We start from the raw sequence: 23,760 nt of genomic DNA, 5'->3' as shown, positions 1-23,760 counted from the left end.
GTCGGGGTCACGCGCGCTGCCAGAGCGCGGGGACGTTCGGCGGCTCCCAGCCCGCCAGCGCGGTGTGCGACTGGAGGCAGCGGTAGGTGGCGCCGTTGTAGGTGACGGTGTTGCCGGGCGTGTAGGCGGTGCCGGCCTTCCACGTGCCCGAAGGCGTCGTGGTCGTCGGGGTCGGCGTGGGGGTGGGCGTGATGGTCGGGGTGGGCGTCGGGCTCGGCTGGCCGTTGCCGCCACCGATGTTCAGGTCGATGCAGGAGTAGAAGGCGTTGGCCGTGTCGGAGATGTTCCAGATGGCCAGGACCTTCTGCCGGCCGGAGAAACCGGAGAAGTTGACGGTGTGGGAGATGGTGGGCGGCGGCTGCTGCCCGTTGCCGCTGAAGACGGCCACCCGGGTGTTGCCGATGTAGTACTCGTAGTTCAGCGTGGCGTGCCGGGCGGTGAACGTCCAGGTGAAGGTCACCGAGGTGCCCACCGAGGCGACCGGCCAGGGCTTGCTCTCGTCGCTGAGCTGCGCGAACTGCCCGAGGTTGGCGTGGCAACTGCGCAGGCCCTTGGGCCCTTCCACGCTCTGCGGCTCGTAGATGATGTTGCCGCAGTTGGACACCTTGCCCTGGGCGCAGTTGGCCTGACGGCTGGGCGGCGTGAGCACGTAGCCGTGCGCGAACGCCGGGGTGGTGTTGAACACCGTGGTGGCGACCGCCATCACCACCACGGCGACTAACGTGAGGGTCCTTCTCATGAAGTGCTCCTCTACATGGGGGGATGCCTCCAATGTAAAGGAAAGTTTCCTAACGGTAAACGCCCGGTTCACTCCCGGTCAGCGCGTGAGAACGAAGTCCCCCGGGTCGCGCGGGGCCCGCTCGCGCGGCGGCGCGGCCGCGTGGCCGATCGCCACGCAGCCCATCGGGTCCCAGCTCTCGGGCAGGTCGAGCACCTCGCGGACCACCGGCCGGCAGAACATCGTGGACGACACCCACGCCGAGCCCAGCCCCTCGACGGCGAGCTGGATGAGGAAGTTCTCCACCCCGGCGCCCGTCGCCACGACGAACATCTCCCGCTCCGAGGCGTTGCGCCGGTCGTCGCGGTAGGTGTGGGAGCCCTCCATCACCAGGCACGGCACCACCAGGTAGGGCGCGTTGCGCAGCACGTCGCCGCGCCTGATCCGCTTGGCGATCGACTCCTCGGAGAACCCGTCGCCCCGGAGGTCGTCGATCCACGCCTGCCGCATCGCGTCGAGCAGCTTGACCCTGGTCTCGGGCGACTCCAGCAGCACGAACCGCCACGGCGTCGTGTGGTGCGGCGCGGGCGCCGCGATGCCCGCCGCGACCGCCCTGCGCACCGCCTCGGGATCGACCGGGCGCTCCGAGAACTCCCTGATCGTCCGGCGGGCGAAGACGACGTCGCGCGAGCCGTACCGGAACAGGTCCTCGTCGGCCGGTCGCACCAGGGGCGCGACGCCGGGGCCGTCGTCCTCGGTCACCAGGTGGGACAGCCCGCGCACGATCGCCGCGGGCACCCCGCCGAGCTTGCCCTTGACCAGCTCGGCCGCCGCCGCGATCTCGTCGGCCAGCGCCGTGACGGTCGCGCTGAGCGGGTTGCCGTAGGAGTCGGAGGCGCCGCGGAAGTCGTCGAGCGGCCGCACGCCGGCCGCCCCGATCGCCACGTCGGTGAGCCCGTTGCGCCACGGCCGCCCGAACGTGTCGGAGACGATCACCCCGACGCGCCCGCCCAGCCCGGCCCTGATGCGCCGGGCCGAGGCGTCGGGGTCGAGGGGGAGCAGCAGCACCGTGCCGGGCTCGGTGTTGGAGGCGTCGACCCCGGCGGCGGCCATGACGAAGCCGTGCCTGGTCTGGCTGATCACGGTGTCGCCGCGCCTGGCGACCACGCGCTCGGTCTCCTCCTCGATCGCCCGCGTGCGGTCGGGGGCCTGCCGCACCCGGCCCTCGGCCTTGCTCACGATCTTGGAGGTGACCACCACGATGTCGCCGTCGCGCAGCCCGGCGCCGGACAGCAGCGCCGCGATGTCGTCGCCGGGCCGGACCTCGCCGACGCCGGTCACGGGGATCACTTCGACATGGGTCACTTGGCCAGCTCCTGGGCGAGGTCGAGGGCGGTGCGGGCGATGTCGGCGGCGGCGCCGGCGTCGTGCATGAGGATCGGGCGGGCGACCACGCGGACCCCGTCGAGCGCGACCCCGGCGTCCTCCTCGGCCACCAGCCAGCCGTCGATCAGCTCCGAGCCGTAGAGCTCCAGCACGGCCTGGGCGGTCGTCTCCACCCCGATGGCCGTCAGGCAGGCGTCGGCCATGCCGCGCAGCGGCGCGCCCCCGATGATCGGCGAGACGCCCACCACGGTCTTGGGCAGCAGGGCCTCGCGGATGCCGGGGACCTGGAGGATCGTGCCGATGCTGACGACCGGGTTGGACGGCGGCAGGATGACCACGTCGGCCTGCTCGATGGCCTCCAGCACGCCCGGGGCCGGCTTGGCGGAGTCGACCCCGACCAGGGCGAACGACTGGGCCGGCACGGAGGCGCGCAGGCGTACCCACCACTCCTGGAAGTGGATCGCGCGCTTGCCGCGCTCGTCCTCGATCACCACGTGGGTCTCGCAGCGGTCGTCGCTCATCGGCAGCAGCCGCACGCCCGGCTGCCAGCGGGCGCAGAGCGCCTGGGTGATCTGCGAGAGCGGGTAGCCGGCCTCCAGCATCTGGGAGCGCACGATGTGGGTGGCGAAGTCGCGGTCGCCCAGCCCGAACCACTGCGGCTCGACGCCGTACGCGGCCAGCTCCTCCTTGACGACGTGGGTCTCCCCGGCCCGGCCCCAGCCCTGCTCCTCGTCGATGCCGTTGCCCAGGGTGTACATGACGGTGTCGAGGTCGGGGCAGACCCGCAGGCCGTAGAGGGTGATGTCGTCACCCGTGTTGCCGATGACGGTGATCGAGGCGTCGGGCGCGGTGGCGCGCAGGCCGCGCAGGAATCGGGCGCCGCCGATGCCGCCGGCGAGTGACACGATGTGCATGCGGCCCAGTCTTTCACCGGGCCCTGACTTCCCTGTCTCGGGACCTGTTTTGTGCCTTTTGTTGGGGGTGTACTTCCAGGTATAGGGCGATTTGTTAGAGAAGAGGTTGCTGGGACTCCCGGCAGCGGAGTCAGTGATGTGGCAAACTCCCTTCGGGCTAAAGGGTCCGATGGGGGTAGTTGTGAGCAAACTTGACGTCGCCCGGCTGAAGGAGCCGGCCGCCTGGATCATGCTCGTCACCGGGTTGATGAACGTGGTGCTGGCGATCGGCCACGTGCTGATCGGGTCGTCCGGCTCGTCGTCCTTCACGGAGCGCGCGGCCTCGAACTTCTCGGGCCTGACGAGCCCGCTGCTGACGGCGCTGCTGCTCGGCTCCGTGCTGCTGGTCACCAAGGTGGGCGAGCCGTCGCCGAAGGCCAAGCCGATCACGTACGGCGCCGCGGGCGGCCTGCTCCTGGCCACGGTGTTCGGCATGCTGGCGCTGCTGTCCGGCCTGTTCGCCGGCGCGGGCGCGCGCGCCACCATCGAGTACGTGCTGCTCGGCGTGCCCACGCTCGCGCTGACCGCCATCGCGCTGGTCTACCTGCTCCCGCAGGTGCTGCCCGAGCGGCCGGCCGCCCAGGTCTACCACGGCCAGTTCGGCCCCCAGGGCGGCTTCTTCGGCGAGCAGCCCCAGCAGCAGCAGTACGGCCCCCAGGGCCAGCCCCAGCCGGGCCCCGGCTACGGCGGCCCTGGCGGCCCCGGTGGCCCCGGCGGTCCCCAGCCCGGCTTCGGCCAGCAGCAGCCCGGTTTCGGCGGTCCCCAGGACCAGCAGCAGCCGGGCTACGCACAGCAGCCCCCCACGGGCCAGGGCTTCGGCCAGCCCGACCAGCAGCCCGGCTACGGCCAGGCCCCGGCCGACCAGCAGCCGGGGTACGGCCAGCAGCCCCCGTCGGGCGTGCAGGACCCGCAGCAGCCCCACGGCCAGCAGCCCCAGCAGGCCCCCGGCTACGGCCAGCAGCCGCCCTCCACCCCGGGCTACGCGCAGCAGCCGCCCTCCACCCCCGGTTACGCGCAGCAGGCCCCGCAGGCTCCCGGCCACGACCAGCAGCAGCCCGCGGCCTACGCCCAGCAGCCGCCCTCCACCCCCGGGTACGGCCAGCAGCCCCCCAGCTTCGGCGGCGCGCCCGAGCCGCAGGCCGCGGCGGCCTACAGCCCGCAGCCGCAGATCCGGGGCGCACTGCCCGCCGCACCCTCCGACCAGCAGCAGCCCGAGCCCGAGCCCTACGCCCCGCAGGGCTACGGCCAGGGATACACCCCGTCGGACACCTCGCCCGCGACCGCCACGATGCCGCCGGTCCAGGAGTACACCACCCCGCCGGCCGGCGAGTACACCCCGGCCCCGTACGTCCCGGCCGACAGCCAGCCGAACCTGTACGGTCAGCCCAGCCCGAACCCGTACGCGCCCCCCGCGAACGATCAGGCGTTCCCGGCGGCGGCCGCGAGCGAGCAGGCCAACCCGTACGCGCCGCCCCCGGTGAACGAGCAGGCCAACCCCTACGCCCCGGCGTCCGACCCGTACCCCACGGGCGAGACCGCGCCGAACGTGCCCTACCCCCCGGCCCCGGAGCCCCAGTTCGGCCAGCAGCAGCCGTCGTACTACGGCCAGAGCGCCTTCGACCAGCAGCAGGGGGCCCAGCAGCAGCAGGCCGGCCAGCCGTTCACCGGCTACTCGGGCCAGGAGTACGCCGCTCCGCCGGCCTACCAGGAGCCCGACCCGCCCGTGGACCCGCGCTCGCAGCAGCTGATGGACGCCTACCAGCAGGCGGAGACGTACCAGTCGAGCGCCGGCGCCCCCGAGTACGGCGCCCAGCCCGCCGCCAGGCCGTACGACGACCCGTTCGGCCACCCGCAGCAGCCCGCCCAGCCCCAGCACCAGGCCCCGCAGCAGCACCAGCAGCAGCACGGTGGCTACGAGCCGCAGCAGGGCCAGTACCAGCCCACCCACCAGGCCCCGCAGCACCAGCAGCAGCCCCAGCAGCACCAGCAGCAGGGCGGCTGGCCGGAGCAGCAGGGCGAGTCGACGATGCGCCTGGACCCGGCGCAGTTCGGCGGGGGCGCCTTCGGCGACCAGCGCGGTCCCGGGGACGACCCGATCGACCCAACAGCCATATACACCCCCAACGAGCCACGCAGGTAACGGACCGGCAATGAACGGCTAGAGAGAAGGTGGGCCACGGGCGGGCGTCTATCCCGCCCTGGTACGGTTCCGACCGCTGACAGCGTTGAACGAGCCAGGCCGATGCCCTGCCCGTAAGGCGTCGGCCCGGTGCGAACTTGACATGCCGAGCACACCGGGGCGAGATCTGGTCTTTCCCCGGATAGCTGCATGCCGCTTGACGGCACGTGCGGCACACGCGTGTAATTACAACCATGTTGTTACGCCTTCCCGTGGGTGGGTAGTAAGGAAGGCGTCCATGGGGGGCTCCATTGCGGGCGGGCGGCAGGGAGGTGTGCAGTGACCGATCCGGTCATCGCACAGGATCAGCTTGACGCTGAAGAACTCGGCTGGCAGGAGCGTGCGTTGTGCGCGCAGACTGATCCGGAGGCGTTCTTCCCGGAGAAGGGCGGCTCCACCCGAGAGGCCAAGAAGGTCTGCCGATCGTGCGAGGTCCGTGCCGAGTGCCTGGAATACGCACTCGAGCACGATGAGCGGTTCGGCATCTGGGGTGGGTTGTCCGAGCGGGAGCGCAGACGGATCAAACGCCAGGCGGTGTAGTGATAAGGGGGGAAGGGGTCACGCGGTCAGCCGTGTGACCCTTTTCGCATCTTCTGAACGGCTTGCGCATGTATCGTGGGGCCGCCTGATCATCGCCCGGGCCGACGACCCCCAGGAGCCACCCGCCCATGTCCCGACCCCACGTCACCGCGATCGTCGTCGCCCACGACGGTGCGCGCTGGCTCGGGGAGACGCTGCGCGCGCTGGTCAGCCAGAGCCGCAGGCCGGACCGGGTCGCGGGCGTCGACAACGGCAGCAGGGACGGCTCGGCCGACCTGCTGGCCCAGGCGCTCGGCCCCGGCAACGTGTTCTCCCTGCCCCGCTCCACCGGCTTCGGCGAGTCGGTCGCCGAGGCGCTCGCGAAGCTGCCGCCGGCCGGGCGTGACGAATGGATCTGGCTGCTCCACGACGACTGCGCCCCCGACCGGCGCGCGCTGGAGGCGCTGCTGCGCGCGGCCGAGGAGGACCCCAAGGCCGCCGTGCTCGGGCCCAAGCTGCTCGACTGGCTCGACCGCAGGCGGCTGCTGGAGATCGGCGTGACCGTGGGCCGCACCGGGCGCAGGGACACGGGGCTGGAGCCGCGCGAGTTCGACCAGGGGCAGCACGACGGCACCCGCGAGGTGCTGTCGGTGTCCACCGCCGGGATGCTGATCAGGCGCGACGTGTGGGAGCAGGCCGGCGGGCTCGACCCGTTCTTCCCGCTGTTCCGCGACGACCTCGACCTGTGCTGGCGGGTGCGCAACGCCGGGCACAAGGTGCTGGCCGTGACCTCCGCCGTGGCCTGGCACGCCGAGGCGGCGGCCCGCCGGCGGCGGCGCATCGCGGTCAGCGGCGACCATCCGCGCCGCCTCGACCGGCGCAACGCGATCTTCGTGGTCATGGCGAACCTGCCGTTCCGCGCCATGCTCTGGGCCCTGCTGCGGAACGTGACCGGCTCGGCCTTCCGCACGCTGCTGTTCATCGTCAGCAAACAGCCCGCCAACGCGCTGGACGAGGTCGTGGCCATGGCCTCGATCCTGGCGCACCCCTTCCGGCTGATGCGCGCCCGGCGGGCCCGCCATCACGGCCGCAAGAACGGCTACAACCGGATCAAACGGCTCATGACCCCCCGGCGCGCCGCCTACCGGCGGGTCACCGACATGGTGCAGAGCTTCCTCGCCGGCCAGGGCCCGGTCGACGCGGCCGGCCGGCACCACCACTCGGGCGCCGCCTCCGAGGGCGAGGACGCCGCCCCGCCGTCCGACACCGGCGCCTTCCAGCGCTTCCTCGGCCGCCCCGGCGTCATCCTCATGTTCGCGCTGACCGTCGTCTCCCTGGTCGCCGAGCGCTCGGTCCTCGGCGGCGAACGGCTCGGCGGGGGCGCGCTGGTGCCGGTGACCGGCGACGCGGGCGACCTGTGGGCGTTCTACGTCGAGGGCTTCCACGACGTCGGGCTCGGCTCGACCGCCCCGGCGCCCCCGTACGTGGCCGTGGTCGCCGCGCTGTCCACGCTCGCGTTCGGCAAGACGTGGGTGGCGGTGTCGGTGCTGCTGCTGGGGTCGGTGCCGCTGGCGGGCGCGACCGCCTACCTGGCCACGCGGCACCTCATCCCCTCGGTGCCCGCCCGGGCGTGGGCGGCGGGGACGTACGCGCTGCTGCCCGTCGCGACCGGGGCCGTCTCGGGCGGGCGGCTGGGGACGGCCGTCGTCTTCGTGCTGGTCCCGGTGTACGCCTGGCTGCTCGGGGTCATCCTGCTGTCTCCCGACCCGCGCCGGGCCCGGCGGGCCGCGTGGGGGCTGGGGCTGATGCTGGCGGTGGGGACGGCGTTCGTGCCGCTGACGTACCTGCTGGTCGCGGTGCCGGCGGTGCTGGGCGCGCTCGCCGTCACCCGCACGGTCGCGAACGCTGTCGCCGGCGACAGCACGGCCATCGGCTCCCTCGTCGGCACGGACAGCGGCGCCGGCCAGGACGGCCCGCCCGGACGGCGCGGCTCGCGCGGTCCTGGCGGGCTGCGCGGGCTCAGCGCTCTGCGTGGTCTGGGCGGCCCGCACGGCGTGTCCGTGCTCATCGCGCTCGCCCTGCCGCCGGTGCTCCTGCTGCCCTGGTCGGCCGGGCTGGTGACGGACCCGGGCCGGCTGCTCCTGGAGGCCGGGCTGCACGACCCGGCCCTGGTGGACCCGTCCCTCGCCCCCGAGTCGCTGGTCGCCCTCAGCCCGGGAGGGCCGGGGCTGCCGCCGTTCTGGGTGACGGCGGGCCTGCTGGCCGCCGCGCTGGCCGCGCTGCTCATGCGCCGCCAGCGCCTGATCGTCGCCGTCGGCTGGGGCGTCGCCCTGTACGGCATGCTGGCGGCCGTCCTGGTCAGCCGCATCACCGTCGCAGGCGCGCCCGCCTGGCCCGGCGTGCCGCTCGCCGTCGCCGGGACCGGGCTGGTGGTCCTCGTCGGCCTGACCGCCCACCGCCTGGCCGAACTGCGCGCCGGGGGCGGGCTGCGGCGGCTGGGAGCGACCGCCGTGGCGGCGGTGGCGTTCAGCACGCCGCTGCTGGCCGCCGGATTCTGGATCGTCGACGGCGTACGCGGGCCGCTCGTCGGCAACGCCCCCGACGTGCTGCCCGCGCTCGCCGCCGCCCACTCCACCCAGGGGGAGCGGACGCTGGTCATCGAAGGGTCGGCGTTCACCGTGCTGCACGGGCGTACGCCGCTGCTCGGCGAGGCGGAGCTGCCCACCGGATCCGAGGCGCGCGCCCGGATCGGCGGGGCGGCGCAGGGCCTCATCGGCGGTCGCGGCGGAGACGCCGCCACGCTGGCCCAGCAGGGCATCGGGCTGGTGGCCGTGGCGCCGCCGGTCACCCCCGAACTGGCCAGGACGCTCGACTCCCAGCCGTCGCTGGAACGCATGAGCCTGTCGGAGGCGGGCGGCCTGTGGCGGCTGGCCGAGCCGGTCACCCGCGTGCCGGCCCAGCCGGTGAGCGTCCTGCACACGCCGTGGTTGTGCGTCCAGGGCGCGCTGGTGCTGGTGGCGGCGCTGATGGCGGCGCCTGGCCGGCGCCGGCAGGAGAGCGCGGAGGCGCCCGCGATGGCACTGGCGGGCTCGCGATGAGGAAGCCGAGAGCGGGCAGCCGCCGCAAGACCCGCGGCGCGACCGACCCCACCCCGCCGCCCCCCACCTCCGTCGACCAGTCCCCCACCGCCCTCGCCCCCGAACCTTCGGCGGGTCCCGCCTTCGACGCCGCGCCTTCCACGGGCCCGGCCTTCGGCGGTGCGCCTTCCACGGGCCCGGCCTTCGGCGGTGCGCCTCCCACGGGCCCGGCCTTCGACGCCGCGCCTCCCACCGGCCCGGCCTTCGGCGGTGCGCCGTCGCCCGGTCCGGGCACGGGCAGCCCGGCAGCGCGAGGCCGGTCGCTGTTCGAATCGGGCGTGGCCGGCTCGGGGACGCCGGGTCAGCCGCCGTTCGGGACGGGCGCGGACGATCCCGGGACGCCGGGCCGGCCTCCGGGCGGGAGCGGGGCCGCCGGGGAGCGCGGGCGGCGGCATCGGGGCGGGGGCCGGGCCGGGACGTTCCTGGAGCACCGGTTCGGGCTGCTGTCGCTGGTCGTCGTGTCCCTGCTCGTCACGTACGCCATCGCGTACGTCACCAGACCCACCCCTGCCCCGCCCCCGCCGGCCACCCCTATGAAGGTCGCCGTGGAGTCGGTCACCGCGGTCTGCCCGGGGACGAAGGGCGAGCAGGTCAACGTGTACCTGCCGGGCTCGCTGAACAGCGAGACCATGGAGGACGGCAAGCCGTACGTCACCACCGGCCCCGGCGGCCTGGAGGCCGGCTACCTCACCCGCGTCACCAGGGGCGCGGGCCGCGGCCTGGCCGGGGTCCGCTGCACGGAGCCCGCCGCCGAGACCTGGCTGGTGGGCCCGGGGCCGGCCAACGCCGAGGTGCGCCTGCACCTCACGAACGCCGACAAGGCGGCGGCGCTGGTGGACGTCCAGGTGTACGCGGCCGAGGGCCGGGTCTCCGGCGACGCCGGCATCGGCCTGGAGATCGCGCCGGGGGAGCACAGGGAGATCGACCTCAAGACGCTGGCCCCGTCCGCCGACGTGATGGCCCTCAGCGTCACCACCGCCTTCGGCCGCGTCGCCGTGGCCGCCAGGACGACCCTGGAGACCGGCGGCGTGGACTGGCTCCCGCCGGCCGCACTGCCGGCGACGCGCATGGTCGTGCCCGGCATCCCCGGAGGCGGCGGCGTGCGCAGGCTCCTGATCGCGGCCCCCGGCGAGACGGACGCCGTCGTGCAGATCAAGGCGGTGAGCGAGGAGGCCGAGTACGCGATGAAGGGCCGGGAGACGCTGGACGTGCCCGCCGGCAGCGTGGTCGCCCTCGACGTCACCACCGGCGTGGCCGGCTCCGCCGCCGCCCTCGTCCTCACCTCGCCCGCCCCGATCGTGGCCGGCCTCGTCTCGACCGGCACCGGCACCCGCCCGGACGTCGCCTTCACGGCCGGCACCCCGTCCCTGGAGCTGGGCAGCGCCGTGGCCCGCAACGCCACCGGCTCCCAGCTCCTCCTGACGGCGCTCGGCGACCGGCCCGGCAAGGTGCGGGTGCAGGTGATGCCGGGGAAGGGAACGGCTCAGGAGCCGTTCGACGTGGAGATCCCCGCCGGTCGCACGCGGGTGGTGAAACTCAGGGCGAAGGGCGACTTCGCGGTGGTGGTCACGCCGGTGTCGGGGGAGGTGTACGGAGGCCGCCTGGTGGCGGAACGGTCGAGCTCGGGCGTCCTGCTGACCACCCAGCCCCTCTCCCCGGCCCGCACCTGGACCCTCCTCCCGCCCCTGACGGACAGCCCCCGCGTCGTCCTCCCCTGAAGCCCCGCTCGCCGCCCTCCCCGGACGCGACTCCGCCTATCACAAGCCCAGCTCACGGGCCACAAGATGACACATTGTGAATAGTCGAACACCTTATGCGTTCGAACACATTAGCCTGTCGGGCGTCGATCAACCCCGGCAGGAAGGTCCGTATGTCGATCACATGGGCCGTCACGTTGGTGACGGCTGCGAGCTTGGCCGCCGCTCCGGCGGGATGCGCCCCCGTGGGCGTCGGCTCCAGTCACCCCGAAGGCGAGCACGGCTGCCAGAACTCCTGGAGGCCGCCGGTGGCCGTGCGGTTCGCCATCGCGGCCCCGAAGGTCAGGGCCACCCTTCACGTCACGTGTGACCGCAAGGTCATCGCCCACTTCATGGCGAGGATCTCGATCGAGCACAAGGATGGCTTCTTCGCGGACTGGTATGAAGTAGCGCACGACTCCTACTTCGATCCGCCGGGCCTCGGCCATTCCTACGTGCTGCTGGCCCCCGTCTGCCGAGACGGGCTCTATCGCGCGAAAGCCTCCATAGGCGGCCAGTTCGTCAACGGGGAGGCCTTCAAGGTGACGGAGGAGACGAGCAGTGCCCGCGTGGACTGCGAGCGCCCCGAGCCGGTCACCTAGAACGGTGCGGCCGGATCTCCCCGGTATGAGCAGCGAAGGTGGTTGAGCGGGTTCGGCGGCACGACCCCGGCCGCCCAGCACATGGCGGTCTGCGAGTCACCGATGGGGATGTTCGCGGTGGTGTAGACGGGTGGGGTGGTGAGAGGGTCGGCGTCGCCGGGCCACACGCCCCACCCCTGCTGCCACCAGGCGACCCGCCACAACTGCTCCTCGCGCCGCTCCGACAGGAACTCCTCCTCGTCGAAGGGCTCGGGCTTCTGCCACCACCACCGGCGACGGCTCGGCTTGTAGGAGAAGCGCGGCCCGTCGCCACCCTTGCGTCCACGCCTGTGACGGAACATGCCCACAGCATCGCAGAACGTGGCCGCCCTCACCGCCGCTTCGCCCGCCCCCGGCGACGCCGGAATGCGGATGCGCCGGGAGCCTCCCGGATGCGAACCCGGGCCAGGCGGGCTCGCCGCCGTACGTGACGTGATCAGCGGCGGTCGTCGTAGCCCGGGTCGACCGTCTCGGGGGCCAGGCCCAGGAGGGTGGCCACCTGCTCCACCACCGTGTCGTGGACCATCGCGCCCAGCGTGTCCCTGTCTCTGGCACGGGCCTCCAGCGGGCGGCGGTAGACGACGACGGACGCGGGGGACTGGCCGGTCGCGGCGTCCGCGCGGCCGAAGGGGATCGGGTCGGAGTTGAGGCGGGGGCCGTCGCCCAGCTCGCTCAGCGGAGGCACGTCCTCCACCGCGAACTCCACCGCCGAGAGCTGTTTCTCCCAGCGCGGCCTGAGCCGGTCGACCGCGTCGAGCACCAGGTCGTCGAAGCGTTCGCTGCGGGACTTGGCCATGGGGACGTGGGAGGGGGCGAGCGGGCCGCGGAGGCCGCGACCGTGGCGATCGCGCCGTCGGGGACCGCGCTTCTGTGTCACGTCAGCAAGTGTACGGGGCCGGTCCCGCCATCCTTGAGAGGCGACGCCCCGGCCGGCTCTTGGGCTTCTGCGCCGGCTTCCCCGGGCTTCCTCCCCGGCGGGTGTCCTGGCGCGCGGGGCGGTGGTGGGCGGGTTCGCGGTGGAAGGGGTGCTTCCGGGGGGAGCGGGAGGGGGGCGGAGGAGGGAGAACGGTGGGGAGGGGATGGGAGGTTCATGGGGTGGGGGAGGATTGAGCTGGTCAGGCGGCGGGGAAGCCGGGGAGGGAAGTGCCGGGGAAGGGGAGGAGGCTTCGGGGCATGTGGGTGGAAAGCCTGCGACAGGTGTCCGAATTGTGGCGACACGCTCGTTAAGAGCGCTCAGGTAGTGGCGCCTCGCACTCTTACCAGATACGGTCCCTCCGTGAGCCCCGTCCGCCGCTGTTCCCGCACCGCCTGCAGCCAGCCTGCCGTCTTCACGCTCACGTACGTATACGCCGACTCGACCGCTGTTCTCGGCCCCCTGGCGACGTACGCGGAGCCACACTGTTATGACCTGTGCGCCGAACACGCCGAGAGGCTGACCGCTCCCCGCGGCTGGGAGGTGGTGCGGCTGCCGACGGACGGCGCCTCGCCCAGTTCCGACGATCTCGAGGCGCTGGCCAACGCGGTCAGGGAGGCGGCGCGGCCCACGTCGCCCGGCGGCGGTGAGCCGGTCGGGCAGGGCGTCGAGGTCGGCCGTCGCGGGCACCTGCGTGTTCTGAGATCGGCTCAGCAGCATCGCGACCGGTAGGCTCCTGGTGTAAGGCGGAAACGACCTAGGGGCGGAGCTGGAGAGTGGGCGACCTCGCCAAGATCTTCAAAGCGTACGACGTTCGCGGGGTGGTGCCCGACGAGCTGGACGAGCCGACCGCCGAGGCCGTGGGGGCGGCCTTCGTCGAGGTGACAGGGGCCGAGTCGGTCGTGGTCGCGCACGACATGCGCGAGTCCTCGCCGCCGCTGGCCGAGGCGTTCATCAGGGGCGCCCGTTCGCGCCGTGCCGACGTCGTGCACGCCGGTCTGGGCTCGACCGACCTGCTCTACTACGCCAGCGGCAGCCTCGGGCTGCCCGGCGTGATGTTCACCGCCAGCCACAACCCCGCCCGCTACAACGGCATGAAGATGTGCCGCGCCGGCGCCGTGCCGATCGGCGGTGACACGGGGCTGACGGAGATCCGCGACAGGGCGGCCGAGCTGGTCGGGGTGACCGCCACGCCGAGCGGGTCGCTGATCGAGAAAGACCTGCTCACGGGCTACGCCGGCCACCTGCGCCGGCTGGTCGACCTGAGCGGCGCCCGGCGGCTGAAGGTGGTCGTCGACGCCGGCAACGGCATGGGCGGGCACACCGTCCCCGCGGTGTTCGAGGGCCTGCCGATCGATCTCGTGCCGCTCTACTTCGAGCTCGACGGCAGCTTCCCCAACCACGAGGCCAACCCGCTGGAGCCACAGAACCTCCTCGACCTGCAGCGGGCCGTCGTCGACAGCGGCGCCGACCTCGGGCTGGCCTTCGACGGCGACGCCGACCGGTGCTGGGTGATCGACGAGCGGGGCCGGTCGGTCTCGCCGTCGGCGATCACGGCGCTGGTCGCGGTGCGCGAGCTGGCGAAATATCCGGGCTCGACGATCATTCACAATCTGATCACGTCGCTCGGCGTGCCGGAGATCGTGCGCGAGCACGGCGGCGTGCCGGTGCGCACGCGGGTCGGCCACTCGTTCATCAAGGCCGAGATGGCCAGGTCGGGGGCCGTGTTCGGGGGCGAGCACTCGGCCCACTACTACTTCAGGGACTTCTGGTTCGCCGACTCGGGGATGCTGGCCGCGCTGCACGTGCTGGCCGCGCTGGGTGAGCAGGACCGGGCGTTGTCGCAGGTCGTCGCGGCCTACTCGCGCTACCACGCCTCCGGCGAGGTCAACAGCACGGTGTCCGACCAGGCGGAGGCGCTGCGGCGGGTCCGGGAAGCGTTCGCCGGGCGCGGGGAGTTCGACGAGCTCGACGGGCTGACCGTGAGCGGGTCCGGCTGGTGGTTCAACCTGCGGCCCTCCAACACCGAGCCGCTGCTGCGGCTGAACGCCGAGGCGGCCGACGAGAGCAAGATGACGGCGATCAGGGACGAGGTCCTCGCCATTGTGGGAAAGGTGTCAGAGTGAAGATCGACGACTGGCTGCTTGAGATCCTGGCCTGTCCCGCGTGCAAGGCTCCGCTGCGGGCCGAGCACGAGGCCGAGGAGCTGGTCTGCACGGGATGCGGGCTGATCTACCCGGTCAGGGACGACATTCCGGTCCTGCTCGTCGACGAGGCCAGGAAGCCGTGACCTGGGAGCCGGAGCGGCTCGACGACCAGCGTCACCTCGGCGAGGCCGATCCTGGCGGCATGCTTCCGGCCGTCGCCGCCTCCGCGGCGCACATCCGCACCGGCTACCGCAGCGCCGTGGAGGCGCGCGTCGACCGGCTGGCCGGGTTCGGCCGCCCGCGCGCCATCGTGGTCGCCGGCATGGGCGGCTCCGGCCTGGCCGGTGACCTGCTGGCGGCGGTCGTCGGCAAGGGCGCGCCGCTGCCGATCGTGACCCTGCGCTCCTACCAGCTCCCCGGCTGGGTGGGCGCCGCCGACCTGGTCGTCACCGTCTCCGGCTCCGGCACCACCGAGGAGACGCTGTCGCTCGCCACGCAGGCGGTGCGGCGCGGCTGCACGCTGCTCGGGGTGGGCCCGGCCGGCTCCCCGCTGGAGGCCATCGCCACGCAGGCGTCGGCCGTCTACGTGCCGGTGCCGGTGAGCGGGCAGTCCAGGGCCGGCCTGTGGCTGCTGAGCGTGCCCCTGATCGTGGCGGCGGCGGAGCTGCGGCTGGTGCAGGCCGACGCCGACCTGTTCGAGCGGGTGGCCGGGTCGCTGGAGGACATGGCGCACCGGTGCCGGCCCTCCAGCGAGTCGTTCATCAACCCCGGCAAGTCGCTGGCGATGGACCTGGCCGAGAGCGTGCCGATGATCTGGGGATCGTCGCCGGTCGCCTCGGTGGCGGCGTACCGGCTGGTCTGCCAGCTCGGCGCGAACGCGAAATATCCCGCCATATTCGGTGAGCTGCCCGAGGCCGACCACCACCAGGTGGCGGTGTTCGACGGGCCGCTGGCCGAGCGCGACATCTTCGCCGACACGGCGGCGCGGTCGCTGCGCCTCGTCATGCTGCGTGACGTCGAGGAGCACCCCCAGGTGACGCGGCGGCGCGAGGCGTCGCTGCGGCTGGCGCGCGAGCGCGACGTGCCGGTGACCGAGCTCACCGCCGAGGGCACGCATCCGCTGGAGCGGATGGCCTGGCTCATCGGGCTCGCCGACTACGCCAGCACCTATCTGGCGCTGGGATACGGCATCGATCCGAGCTCGGCGTCGGCGATCGCTGAGGTAAAGGCGAGGATTTCCCCATAGGATCCCTTCCGAGCCTTTTTACATGATCTTTATGTCTGGAGAACGCCGGTGAGTGCGAGCGGTGGAACAAAAGCGATCATTGCGGCATTGACCGCGAACTTGGCCATTGCCGTGGCCAAGTTCGTGGCCGCTTTCTTCACCGGGTCGTCCTCGATGCTGGCGGAGGGCATCCACTCGGTCGCCGACTCGGGCAACCAGGTGCTGCTGCTGGTGGGCGGCAAGCGGGCGGCCAGGGCCAGGACCAAGGAGCACCCGTTCGGCTACGGCCGCGAGCGCTACTTCTACGCGTTCGTGGTGGCCGTGGTGCTGTTCACGATCGGCGCGGCGTTCTCGCTCTACGAGGGCGTGCACAAGCTCTCCGACCCGCACAGGGTGGAGGCGCCGATCTGGGCGTTCGGGGTGCTGATCTTCGCGATCATCGCCGAGGCGTTCTCGTTCCGCACCGCGATCAGGGAGTCCAACGCCGTACGCGGCAAGCAGTCGTGGGTCGCCTTCATCCGCCGCTCCAAGTCGCCCGAGCTGCCCGTCATCCTGCTGGAGGACCTGGGCGCGCTGCTGGGCCTGATCTTCGCGCTGTTCGGCGTGACGATGGCGGTCATCACCGGCAACGGCATCTGGGACGGCGTCGGCACCATCATGATCGGCGTGCTGCTGGCCGTGATCGCGATCGTGCTGGCCGTCGAGACCAAGTCGCTGCTGGTCGGCGAGGGCGCCTCGCCCGAGGTGGAGGAGCAGATCCGGGTCGCGCTGGAGAACGCGCCCGAGGTGTCGCGGGTCATCCACATGCGCACGCTGCACCTGGGGCCCGAGGAGCTGCTGGTGGCGGCGAAGATCGCGGTCGAGCACGACGACACGGCGGCCGAGGTGGCGCGCGGCATCGACGAGGCGGAGCAGCGCATCCGCGAGGCCGTGCCGATCGCCCGCGTGATCTACCTGGAGCCCGACCTCGACCGGCAGCGCAGCGCCTCCGCCTCCGGCTGACCGGCGATCCGCGCCCCGCACGGGTCCCGTGCGGGGCCGCGGGGTTCCACCAGGGCTTTCCGCGCAGGACCGAAGCGTCAGCGGTGGCGCAGGAGGCGCAGGGCCTTCTCCTTCTCGAAGTCGAGGGCCCGGCGCGGCACCTGGATGCGGCCGATCCGCACCCCCAGGTCGCGCACGGCCGCCGCCACCGTCGGCTCGCTCAGCACCCGCAGCGCGAACGCCAGCTCCGCCGGCGAGACGTCGAAGCGTTTCTCCAGCTCCACCCCCTGCGCCACGGCGGCCAGCTCCTCCGGGCCGAAGCGCCGGTGCGCCCCCTGCTCGCGTACGGGCGGCAGCAGGCCGAGGGCCTCCCGGTATCGGAGCATTCGTGGGGACATGCCGAGCCGCCTGGCCGCTTCCGTGATGCGCATCCTTACATTCTTACGTCAATTTCGCTGTTTGCGAGATGCGCCCTCGTACGAGCGCCGCCTAGACTCGTCCGCGACAACCACCCGTGACGCGAGGGGAACCCCGATGGACTTCAAGGTCGCAGACCTTTCACTTGCCGACTTCGGCCGCAAGGAGATCCGGCTCGCCGAGCACGAGATGCCCGGCCTCATGGCGGTTCGCAAGGAATACGCGGCCTCCCAGCCCCTGCGGGGCGCGAAGATCATGGGCTCCCTGCACATGACGATCCAGACGGCCGTCCTCATCGAGACGCTGGTCGCCCTCGGCGCCGAGGTGCGCTGGGTGAGCTGCAACATCTTCTCCACCCAGGACCACGCCGCCGCCGCGGTGGTCGTCGGTCCCAACGGCACCGTGGACGACCCGCAGGGCGTGCCGGTGTTCGCGTGGAAGGGCGAGACGCTGGAGGAATACTGGTGGTGCACCGAGCAGGCGCTCACCTGGCCTGACGGCGACGCCCCCAACATGATCCTCGACGACGGCGGCGACGCCACCCTCCTCGTGCACAAGGGCGCCGAGTACGAGAAGGCCGGCGCCGTGCCCCCGGCCACCGCCGACGACCCGGAGGAGTGGCACGTCATCATCGACCTGCTCACCCGCACGGTCGGCGCCGACAAGAAGTGGACCCGGATCGCCGAGAGCATCAAGGGCGTCACCGAGGAGACCACGACCGGCGTGCACCGCCTCTACGAGATGCACAAGAACGGCCAGCTCCTCTTCCCGGCGATCAACGTCAACGACTCGGTCACCAAGTCGAAGTTCGACAACAAGTACGGCTGCCGCCACTCCGTCATCGACGGCCTCAACCGCGCCACCGACGTGCTGATCGGCGGCAAGGTGGCCGTGGTCTGCGGCTACGGCGACGTCGGCAAGGGCTGCGCCGACGCGCTGCGCGGCCAGGGCGCCCGCGTCATCGTCACCGAGATCGACCCGATCTGCGCGCTGCAGGCGGCCATGGACGGCTTCCAGGTCACCACGCTCGACGAGGTCGTGGGCATCGCCGACATCTTCGTCACCTGCACCGGCAACTTCAACATCATCACCGCCGAGCACATGGCGAAGATGAAGCACCAGGCGATCGTGTCCAACATCGGCCACTTCGACAACGAGATCGACATGGCCGGCCTGGGCCGCATCGAGGGCATCGTCAAGAACAACATCAAGCCCCAGGTCGACGAGTGGGTCTTCCCCGACGGGCACTCGATCATCGTGCTGGCCGAGGGCCGCCTGATGAACCTGGGCTGCGCGACCGGCCACCCCAGCTTCGTCATGTCCAACTCGTTCACCAACCAGGTGATCGCGCAGATCGAGCTGTTCACCAAGACCGCCGAATACCCGATCGGCGTCTACACGCTGCCCAAGCACCTCGACGAGAAGGTCGCCCGCCTGCACCTCGACGCCCTGGGCGTCAAGCTCACGGAGCTGACGAAGGAGCAGGCCGCCTACATCGGCGTGCACGTCGAGGGCCCGTACAAGTCCGACCACTACCGCTACTGATCCTCTTCCGAGCAGGGTCGCGGCAGGCTCCGGGAGGCGGTCGCCCGCCTCCCGGAGCCTGCGCCTTTCTTCTTGAACGGCAGTTCCATCCGGTACGGCAGGCCGGGTGACCCGCACGCGCCGACGTCGCCTCCGTCCGTCATGGCCGGTCGTGAAGGCTCACGGGCCGGGCGCCGTGACGAGCGTCATCCTGGCCGTCTCCTTCGCTTTAAGGTTGGCCATGGACCTCAGGGAAAGCGGCGAGCGGCAGATCTCCTGGGCCGCCCGCTCGATGCCGGTGCTCACGGCGATCGGTGAGCGGTTCGCGCTGGAGCGGCCGCTCGACGGGCTGAGGATCGCGGCCTGCCTGCACGTCACCGCCGAGACGGCCGTGCTCATGGGAGCGCTCAAGGCGGGCGGCGCCGAGATCGCGCTGGCCGCCTCCAACCCGCTGTCCACCCAGGACGACGTGGCCGAGGCGCTGCGCTCCTACGACATCGCGGTGCACGCCCGCGCCGGGGTCGATCGGGCGACCTACTACGGGCACATCCACCAGGCCCTCGACGTGGGCCCCGACCTCGTGCTCGACGACGGCTGCGACCTGGTGAACATCCTGCACACCGAGCGCACCGACCTGCTCGACGGGGTCAGCGGCGGCTGCGAGGAGACCACGACCGGGATCATCCGGCTGCGCCAGATGGCGGCCGAGGAGGCGTTGCGCTTCCCGGTGGTGGCGGTGAACGACACCCGTACCAAGCGCATGTTCGACAACCGCTACGGCACCGGCCAGTCCACCCTCGACGGCATCATGCGGGCCACCAACACCATGCTGGCCGGACGCACGGTGGTCGTGGCCGGGTTCGGGTTCTGCGGGCGGGGGGTGGCCGAGCGGGCCAAGGGGTTCGGCGCCCGGGTGATCGTCACCGAGATCGACGCCGTGAAGGCGCTCGACGCCACCCTCCAGGGCTACGAGGTGCGCCCGATGGCGCAGGCGGCGCTGATCGGCGACCTGTTCGTCACGGTGACGGGCAACCGCGACGTGATCAGGGCCGAGCACCTGTCGGTGATGAAGGACGGCGCGATCCTGGCCAACGCCGGCCACTTCGACGTGGAGATCGACGTGCGGGCGCTGGACGAGCTGGCCCACGAGGTCCACCGGGGGGTGCGCCCCAACACCGACGAGTACGTCCTGCCGGACGGCCGGCGGCTGCTGCTGCTCGCCGAGGGCCGCCTGGTCAACCTCACCGCCGCCGAGGGGCATCCGGCGGCCGTCATGGACATGTCGTTCTCCGCGCAGGCCCTGGCCGTGGCGTGGCTGGCCGGCGAGCGCGCGAGCCTGGCCCCCGGCGTCTACGACGTGCCCGGGGAGATCGACCACGAGGTGGCCCGGCTCAAGCTGGCCGCGGCCGGGATGAGCATCGACGTGCTCACCGCCGAGCAGGAGGACTACCTGCACTCCTGGCGCGTGGGCTCCTGACCCCGGCTCAAAGGGTGACCCGGCTCAGAGGGTGGCCCGGCTCAGAGGGTGGCCCGGATCTCCTGACCGGTTCAGGGGGTGGCCCGGATCTCCTGGCCCGCTTCAGAGGGTGGCCCGGATCTCCTGCATGCGGCGGATCTCGGCCGACTGCTCCACGCTGACGTCGGTGGCCAGCTCCTCGATCTTGATGTGCGACCCGCCGGTCAGCACCCGCTCCGACATCTTGATCGCGCCGAGATGGTGGTTGATCATCAGCTCCAGGAACAGCCGGTCGAACTCCTTGCCCTTGGCCGCCCGCAGCGCCTCCATCTGCGCCGGCGTCGCCATCCCGGGCATGCCCTCGTGCCGGGCGTGATGGCCGGGCACGTCCTGCTCCTGCTCCCGCAGCCAGGTGGTCATGTACTGGATCTCCGGGCCCTGGACGTCGTGGATCCGGTCCGCCAGGCCCTTGAGCTTGGCGGAATCGGCCCGGGCCGGGGCGAGCAGCGCCATGTCCACGGCCTGCCGGTGATGCAGGATCATGTCCCGTACGTACGTGATGTCCGCCGCGTTGGCGGTGGGCGAGGGGACGGCGGTGGCCGCCTCGGCCGGTGACAGCGTCCTGGCCTGCTCACCCGGCCGGCCCGGCGCGAGCACGGGCGCCGTCGAGTCGGCCCGGGGAGCCTGCGGCGTGGTGCTGGAGGTGCAGCCGGAGAGGGCGGCGAGCAGACCCGCGACCAGGCCCACGACGACGAAGAGTGCAGCGCGCACTCAGCCTCCTGACTGACTTTGCTCCAGATTGCGCACTCTAAGGGAAATTTCTACCAATTGAAAGAGGTCGAACCGCAACAAAATCTGACACGTTGGACGCTGGCCTGCCAGGCCAAGAAAGGTGAAGATAACTAGGATTTATGCCCCCTTTATAGGAGGTTCCTGAGTGTTCACCCCCCGCAGGGCCCTCGTCCTGGCCGCGGCGCTCGTCGCGCTGGCGGGTGTCATGGCGCCGGCCCAGGCTGCGGACATCCCGGCTCCGGGCGAGATCGTCATGAGCCCCAACATCAAGCACGTCACCAACGTGCCCAAGCCCGAGGCATTGCCCGACATCCACACGGACATGGCCTTCCAGGGCAACTATGCCTATGTCGGCAACTACTCCGGGTTCTCCATCTACGACATCAGGAATCCGAAGAGAACGTCGCTGGTCAGCTCGGTCGTCTGCCCCGGCGGCCAGATGGACGTCAGCGTCTACGGCGACCTGCTGTTCGGCTCCGTGGACTCCTCGCGCAACAACGACTCGTGCAGCAGCACCGGGCAGAGCGCGACGATCAAGGAGTCGTGGGAGGGCATCCGGATCTTTGACGTCTCGAACAAGGCCAACCCGACCTACGTCAAGTCGGTCGAGACCAACTGCGGCTCGCACACGCACACGCTGGTGCCCGACCGCCGGCGGCAGAACGTCTACATCTACGTCTCCTCCTACGGCCCGAGCGACACGTATCCGGACTGCAAGACGCCGCACGACCTCATCTCCATCATCAAGGTGCCGCTGCGGAACCCGGCGGCCGCCTCGGTCATCGCCACGCCCAACCTGTTCCCCGACGGCGGGTTCCCGGGCGTGCCGGGGCAGTACCCGGACGGCAAGGCGGCCACGAGCGGCTGTCACGACATCACGGCCTACCCGGAGAAGGGCATCGCCGCGGGCGCCTGCATGGGTGAGGGCGTCCTGCTCGACATCCGCCACCCCGAGCGGCCCAGGGTCACCGCGACCGTCCGCGACGAGGTGAACTTCGCCTTCTGGCACTCGGCCACCTTCAACAACGAGGGCACGAAGGTCGTCTTCACCGACGAGCTGGGCGGCGGCGGCGCCCCGACCTGCAACGAGGCCATCGGGCCGAACCGGGGCGCCAACGCCTATTACGACATCGTGCGCGGGCAGCTCCAGTTCAGGAGCTACTTCAAGATCGCCCGGCACCAGGACGACCGCGAGAACTGCGTCGCGCACAACGGCTCGCTGATCCCGGTCAAGGGCCGCGACATCATGGTGCAGGCGTGGTACCAGGGCGGCATCTCGGTGGTCGACTTCACCGACTCGGCCAACCCGCAGGAGATCGCCTACTTCGAGCGCGGCCCCGACGACACCGCGCCCGCGCTGTCCGGCGGCTTCTGGTCCGCCTACTACTACAACGGCTACATCTACGGCTCGGACTTCAACCTGGGCCTCGACGTACTGAAGATCAACGACTGGCGGACGAACAAGGCCAACGGCGTCAGGATGCGCGACCTGAACGCGCAGACGCAGGCGTCGTACCCCGAACGCGGGCACGGCCACGGCTACTGATCCATCGGGCGGCGGGGATCCGGACCGGGTCCCCGCCGCCCGCCTTTTCGCATCCGGCGTCCACGTTCCGGACCGGATCAACGTGATCAAGGAGGCACCCGAGTGTCATCAAGGCGCCGTTCCATCGTCGTGGCGGCCGCGGCCTTCGTCTTAGCGCTGGCGGGTATGCCCGCGCAGGCCGCCGACATTCCGCCACCCGACGCCGTGGTCATGAGCCCCAACATGACGCACGTGCTCAACGTCCCCAAGCCCGCCCCGATCGCCGCCACCATCAACACCGACATCGCCTTCCAGGGCGACTACGCCTACGTCGGCAACTACGGCGGCTTCTCCATCTACGACATCAGCAACCCGCGCAAGGCGAAGGTCGTCAGCTCCGTCGTCTGCCCGGGCTCGCAGATGGACGTCAGCGTTTACGGCGACCTGCTGTTCGCCGCCGTGGACTCCTCGCGCAACAACGACTCGTGCAGCAGCACCGGGCAGAGTGCGACGATCAAGGAGTCGTGGGAGGGCGTCCGCATCTTCGACGTCTCCGACAAGACCAATCCGCGCTACATCAAGGGCGTCGAGACCGACTGCGGCTCCCACACCCTGACCCTGGTGCCGGGCAAGGGCCGTGACCGGCACAGGAACGTCTACATCTACGTGTCGTCGTACCTGCCCGAGGCGAACTTCCCCGACTGCCGGCCGCCGCACGACAAGATCTCGATCATCAAGGTGCCGCTGCGGAACCCGGCTGCCGCCGAGGTCGCCGCCACCCCGGTCGTCTTCCCCGACGGCGGCAACGAGACCCAGCCCGGCCTGCTCGTGCCGACCAGTGGCTGCCACGACATCACCACCTTCGCCGAGAAGGACATCGCGGCGGGCGCGTGCATGGGCGACGGCGTGCTGTTCGACATCTCCGACCGGCTGAACCCCAAGGTCACCGCCAGGACCACCGACCCGAACTTCGCGTTCTGGCACTCGGCCACGTTCAGCAACGACGCCAGGAAGGTCGTCTTCACCGACGAGCTCGGCGGGGGCGGGGCGGCGACCTGCAACGAGGCCACCGGGCCGAACCGCGGGGCCGACGCGATCTACGAGATCAAGCGGGGCAAGCTCGTCTTCAAGAGCTACTTCAAGATCTCGCGCCACCAGGACGACAGCGAGAACTGCGTCGCGCACAACGGCTCGCTGATCCCGGTCAAGGGCCGCGACATCATGGTCCAGGCGTGGTACATGGGCGGTCTGTCCGTCATGGACTTCACCGACTCCGCCAACCCGAGGGAGATCGGCTACTTCGAGCGCGGTCCCCGCTCGGCGGGCGGCGGCGGAGGCATCTGGTCCGCCTACTACTACAACGGCTACATCTACGGGGCCGACTTCCACGAGGGCCTCGACATCATCAAGATCAACGACCCGCTGACGGACGGCGCCAGGCACGTCCGCACCGACCGGCTGAACGTGCAGACGCAGGAGTCGTACCGAAGCTGGGGCCACGGCTGACGGGC

The 23,760-nt window shown here is 71.6% G+C and carries 21 protein-coding genes; 14 read left to right on the top strand and 7 right to left on the bottom strand.

All coding sequences use genetic code 11. From position 1 onward, the window contains the following. Positions 1 to 7: 7 nt before the first annotated feature. The 3 genes from IO39_RS12395 to cofD all read right to left on the bottom strand — a co-directional run bounded on the left by IO39_RS12395 (position 8) and on the right by cofD (position 3,018). A complete protein-coding gene (locus IO39_RS12395) occupies positions 8 to 739 on the bottom strand; it encodes a lytic polysaccharide monooxygenase (RefSeq protein ID WP_043620687.1) in 732 nt (243 codons plus the stop codon). A gap of 78 nt (positions 740 to 817) precedes the next feature. Beyond that, positions 818 to 2,083: a coenzyme F420-0:L-glutamate ligase gene (locus IO39_RS12390; RefSeq protein ID WP_043620685.1), complete on the bottom strand. Its 1,266-nt coding sequence runs from the start codon at positions 2,081 to 2,083 to the stop codon at positions 818 to 820. Then, positions 2,080 to 3,018, bottom strand: coding sequence for a 2-phospho-L-lactate transferase (gene cofD / locus IO39_RS12385; RefSeq protein ID WP_043620681.1), 939 nt, complete (start codon positions 3,016 to 3,018; stop codon positions 2,080 to 2,082). Before cofD ends, IO39_RS12390 begins: the two co-directional genes overlap by 4 nt. A 181-nt stretch (positions 3,019 to 3,199) precedes the next feature. On the opposite strand from cofD, the gene IO39_RS50550 reads away from it, so the two are divergent. From IO39_RS50550 to IO39_RS12360, 5 genes are all read left to right on the top strand, one after another. Further along, positions 3,200 to 5,197, top strand: a complete 1,998-nt coding sequence (locus IO39_RS50550) for a hypothetical protein (RefSeq protein WP_052422801.1) — start codon at positions 3,200 to 3,202, stop codon at positions 5,195 to 5,197. Between the two features lie 318 nt (positions 5,198 to 5,515). Continuing rightward, positions 5,516 to 5,776 carry a WhiB family transcriptional regulator gene (locus IO39_RS12375; protein ID WP_020546325.1) on the top strand — a complete coding sequence of 87 codons (261 nt, stop codon included), beginning with the start codon at positions 5,516 to 5,518 and terminating at the stop codon, positions 5,774 to 5,776. A 128-nt stretch (positions 5,777 to 5,904) separates the two neighbouring features. After that, complete coding sequence (locus IO39_RS12370; protein WP_043620678.1) at positions 5,905 to 8,853, top strand: glycosyltransferase family 2 protein; 2,949 nt, start codon at positions 5,905 to 5,907, stop codon at positions 8,851 to 8,853. Next, on the top strand, positions 8,850 to 10,610 hold the full coding sequence (locus IO39_RS58860; protein WP_084772735.1) for a DUF5719 family protein: 1,761 nt from the start codon (positions 8,850 to 8,852) through the stop codon (positions 10,608 to 10,610). The genes IO39_RS12370 and IO39_RS58860 overlap by 4 nt, the downstream gene beginning before the upstream one ends. Positions 10,611 to 10,762: 152 nt before the next feature. After that, the gene (locus IO39_RS12360) at positions 10,763 to 11,230 is read left to right on the top strand and encodes a hypothetical protein (protein WP_043620676.1); all 468 of its coding nucleotides are present in this window, start codon (positions 10,763 to 10,765) and stop codon (positions 11,228 to 11,230) included. Here the strand turns inward: IO39_RS12360 and IO39_RS12355 are convergent. Beyond that, positions 11,227 to 11,571 carry a hypothetical protein gene (locus tag IO39_RS12355; protein ID WP_043620674.1) on the bottom strand — a complete coding sequence of 115 codons (345 nt, stop codon included), beginning with the start codon at positions 11,569 to 11,571 and terminating at the stop codon, positions 11,227 to 11,229. The two genes, IO39_RS12360 and IO39_RS12355, sit on opposite strands and share 4 nt — an antisense overlap. Before the next feature lie 134 nt (positions 11,572 to 11,705). Continuing rightward, complete coding sequence (locus IO39_RS12350) at positions 11,706 to 12,065, bottom strand: metallopeptidase family protein (protein WP_211266996.1); 360 nt, start codon at positions 12,063 to 12,065, stop codon at positions 11,706 to 11,708. A 480-nt stretch (positions 12,066 to 12,545) separates the two neighbouring features. Between IO39_RS12350 and IO39_RS12345 the strand changes: the two genes are divergently transcribed. From IO39_RS12345 to IO39_RS12330, 5 genes are read left to right on the top strand one after another with little or no spacing between them, the layout of a single operon-like run. Continuing rightward, entirely contained in the window at positions 12,546 to 12,914 is a 369-nt protein-coding gene (locus IO39_RS12345) for a DUF3499 domain-containing protein (RefSeq protein WP_043620669.1), read from the top strand. Between the two features lie 44 nt (positions 12,915 to 12,958). Further along, complete coding sequence (locus IO39_RS12340) at positions 12,959 to 14,308, top strand: phosphomannomutase/phosphoglucomutase (RefSeq protein ID WP_043620666.1); 1,350 nt, start codon at positions 12,959 to 12,961, stop codon at positions 14,306 to 14,308. Further along, positions 14,305 to 14,472 carry a Trm112 family protein gene (locus tag IO39_RS52510; protein ID WP_084772731.1) on the top strand — a complete coding sequence of 56 codons (168 nt, stop codon included), beginning with the start codon at positions 14,305 to 14,307 and terminating at the stop codon, positions 14,470 to 14,472. Before IO39_RS12340 ends, IO39_RS52510 begins: the two co-directional genes overlap by 4 nt. Beyond that, complete coding sequence (locus IO39_RS12335; RefSeq protein WP_043620663.1) at positions 14,469 to 15,575, top strand: SIS domain-containing protein; 1,107 nt, start codon at positions 14,469 to 14,471, stop codon at positions 15,573 to 15,575. Before IO39_RS52510 ends, IO39_RS12335 begins: the two co-directional genes overlap by 4 nt. Positions 15,576 to 15,623: 48 nt before the next feature. Continuing rightward, a complete protein-coding gene (locus tag IO39_RS12330; protein WP_043620660.1) occupies positions 15,624 to 16,556 on the top strand; it encodes a cation diffusion facilitator family transporter in 933 nt (310 codons plus the stop codon). Between the two features lie 77 nt (positions 16,557 to 16,633). On the opposite strand, the gene IO39_RS12325 is transcribed toward IO39_RS12330, so the two are convergent. Further along, positions 16,634 to 16,966 (bottom strand): MerR family DNA-binding transcriptional regulator, encoded by a 333-nt coding sequence (locus tag IO39_RS12325; protein WP_043620657.1) that lies wholly within the window; start codon positions 16,964 to 16,966, stop codon positions 16,634 to 16,636. Between the two features lie 103 nt (positions 16,967 to 17,069). Here IO39_RS12325 and ahcY point away from each other — a divergent pair, with 103 nt between their 5' ends. After that, the gene (gene ahcY, locus IO39_RS12320) at positions 17,070 to 18,497 is read left to right on the top strand and encodes an adenosylhomocysteinase (protein WP_043620654.1); all 1,428 of its coding nucleotides are present in this window, start codon (positions 17,070 to 17,072) and stop codon (positions 18,495 to 18,497) included. 220 nt (positions 18,498 to 18,717) lie between these two features. Further along, entirely contained in the window at positions 18,718 to 19,953 is a 1,236-nt protein-coding gene (locus IO39_RS12315; protein WP_043621285.1) for an adenosylhomocysteinase, read from the top strand. A gap of 102 nt (positions 19,954 to 20,055) precedes the next feature. Here IO39_RS12315 and IO39_RS12310 read toward each other — a convergent pair whose 3' ends face one another. Beyond that, positions 20,056 to 20,703, bottom strand: coding sequence for a DUF305 domain-containing protein (locus tag IO39_RS12310; protein WP_043620650.1), 648 nt, complete (start codon positions 20,701 to 20,703; stop codon positions 20,056 to 20,058). Positions 20,704 to 20,869: 166 nt separating this feature from the next. On the opposite strand from IO39_RS12310, the gene IO39_RS12305 reads away from it, so the two are divergent. Then, positions 20,870 to 22,270 (top strand): LVIVD repeat-containing protein, encoded by a 1,401-nt coding sequence (locus IO39_RS12305; RefSeq protein WP_043620647.1) that lies wholly within the window; start codon positions 20,870 to 20,872, stop codon positions 22,268 to 22,270. 102 nt (positions 22,271 to 22,372) lie between these two features. Beyond that, entirely contained in the window at positions 22,373 to 23,755 is a 1,383-nt protein-coding gene (locus tag IO39_RS12300) for an LVIVD repeat-containing protein (RefSeq protein WP_043620643.1), read from the top strand. The last annotated feature ends 5 nt before the right edge of the window (positions 23,756 to 23,760 follow it).

The organism is Nonomuraea candida (assembly GCF_000725485.1).
Taxonomy (GTDB): domain Bacteria; phylum Actinomycetota; class Actinomycetes; order Streptosporangiales; family Streptosporangiaceae; genus Nonomuraea; species Nonomuraea candida.
Note: the sequence above shows the minus strand (reverse complement) of the source record. Positions and strands in the feature narration are given on the sequence as shown.

Bases quoted from the DNA above. Each gene is read 5' to 3' on its own strand.
- IO39_RS12325 (WP_043620657.1), bottom strand. From the start codon at position 16,966: ATGCGCATCACGGAAGCGGCCAGGCGGCTCGGCATGTCCCCACGAATG.
- IO39_RS12360 (WP_043620676.1), top strand. From the start codon at position 10,763: ATGTCGATCACATGGGCCGTCACGTTGGTGACGGCTGCGAGCTTGGCC.
- cofD (WP_043620681.1), bottom strand. From the start codon at position 3,018: ATGCACATCGTGTCACTCGCCGGCGGCATCGGCGGCGCCCGATTCCTG.
- IO39_RS12395 (WP_043620687.1), bottom strand. From the start codon at position 739: ATGAGAAGGACCCTCACGTTAGTCGCCGTGGTGGTGATGGCGGTCGCC.
- IO39_RS12355 (WP_043620674.1), bottom strand. From the start codon at position 11,571: ATGTTCCGTCACAGGCGTGGACGCAAGGGTGGCGACGGGCCGCGCTTC.
- ahcY (WP_043620654.1), top strand. From the start codon at position 17,070: ATGGACTTCAAGGTCGCAGACCTTTCACTTGCCGACTTCGGCCGCAAG.
- IO39_RS12350 (WP_211266996.1), bottom strand. From the start codon at position 12,065: ATGGCCAAGTCCCGCAGCGAACGCTTCGACGACCTGGTGCTCGACGCG.
- IO39_RS12370 (WP_043620678.1), top strand. From the start codon at position 5,905: ATGTCCCGACCCCACGTCACCGCGATCGTCGTCGCCCACGACGGTGCG.
- IO39_RS58860 (WP_084772735.1), top strand. From the start codon at position 8,850: ATGAGGAAGCCGAGAGCGGGCAGCCGCCGCAAGACCCGCGGCGCGACC.
- IO39_RS12315 (WP_043621285.1), top strand. From the start codon at position 18,718: ATGGACCTCAGGGAAAGCGGCGAGCGGCAGATCTCCTGGGCCGCCCGC.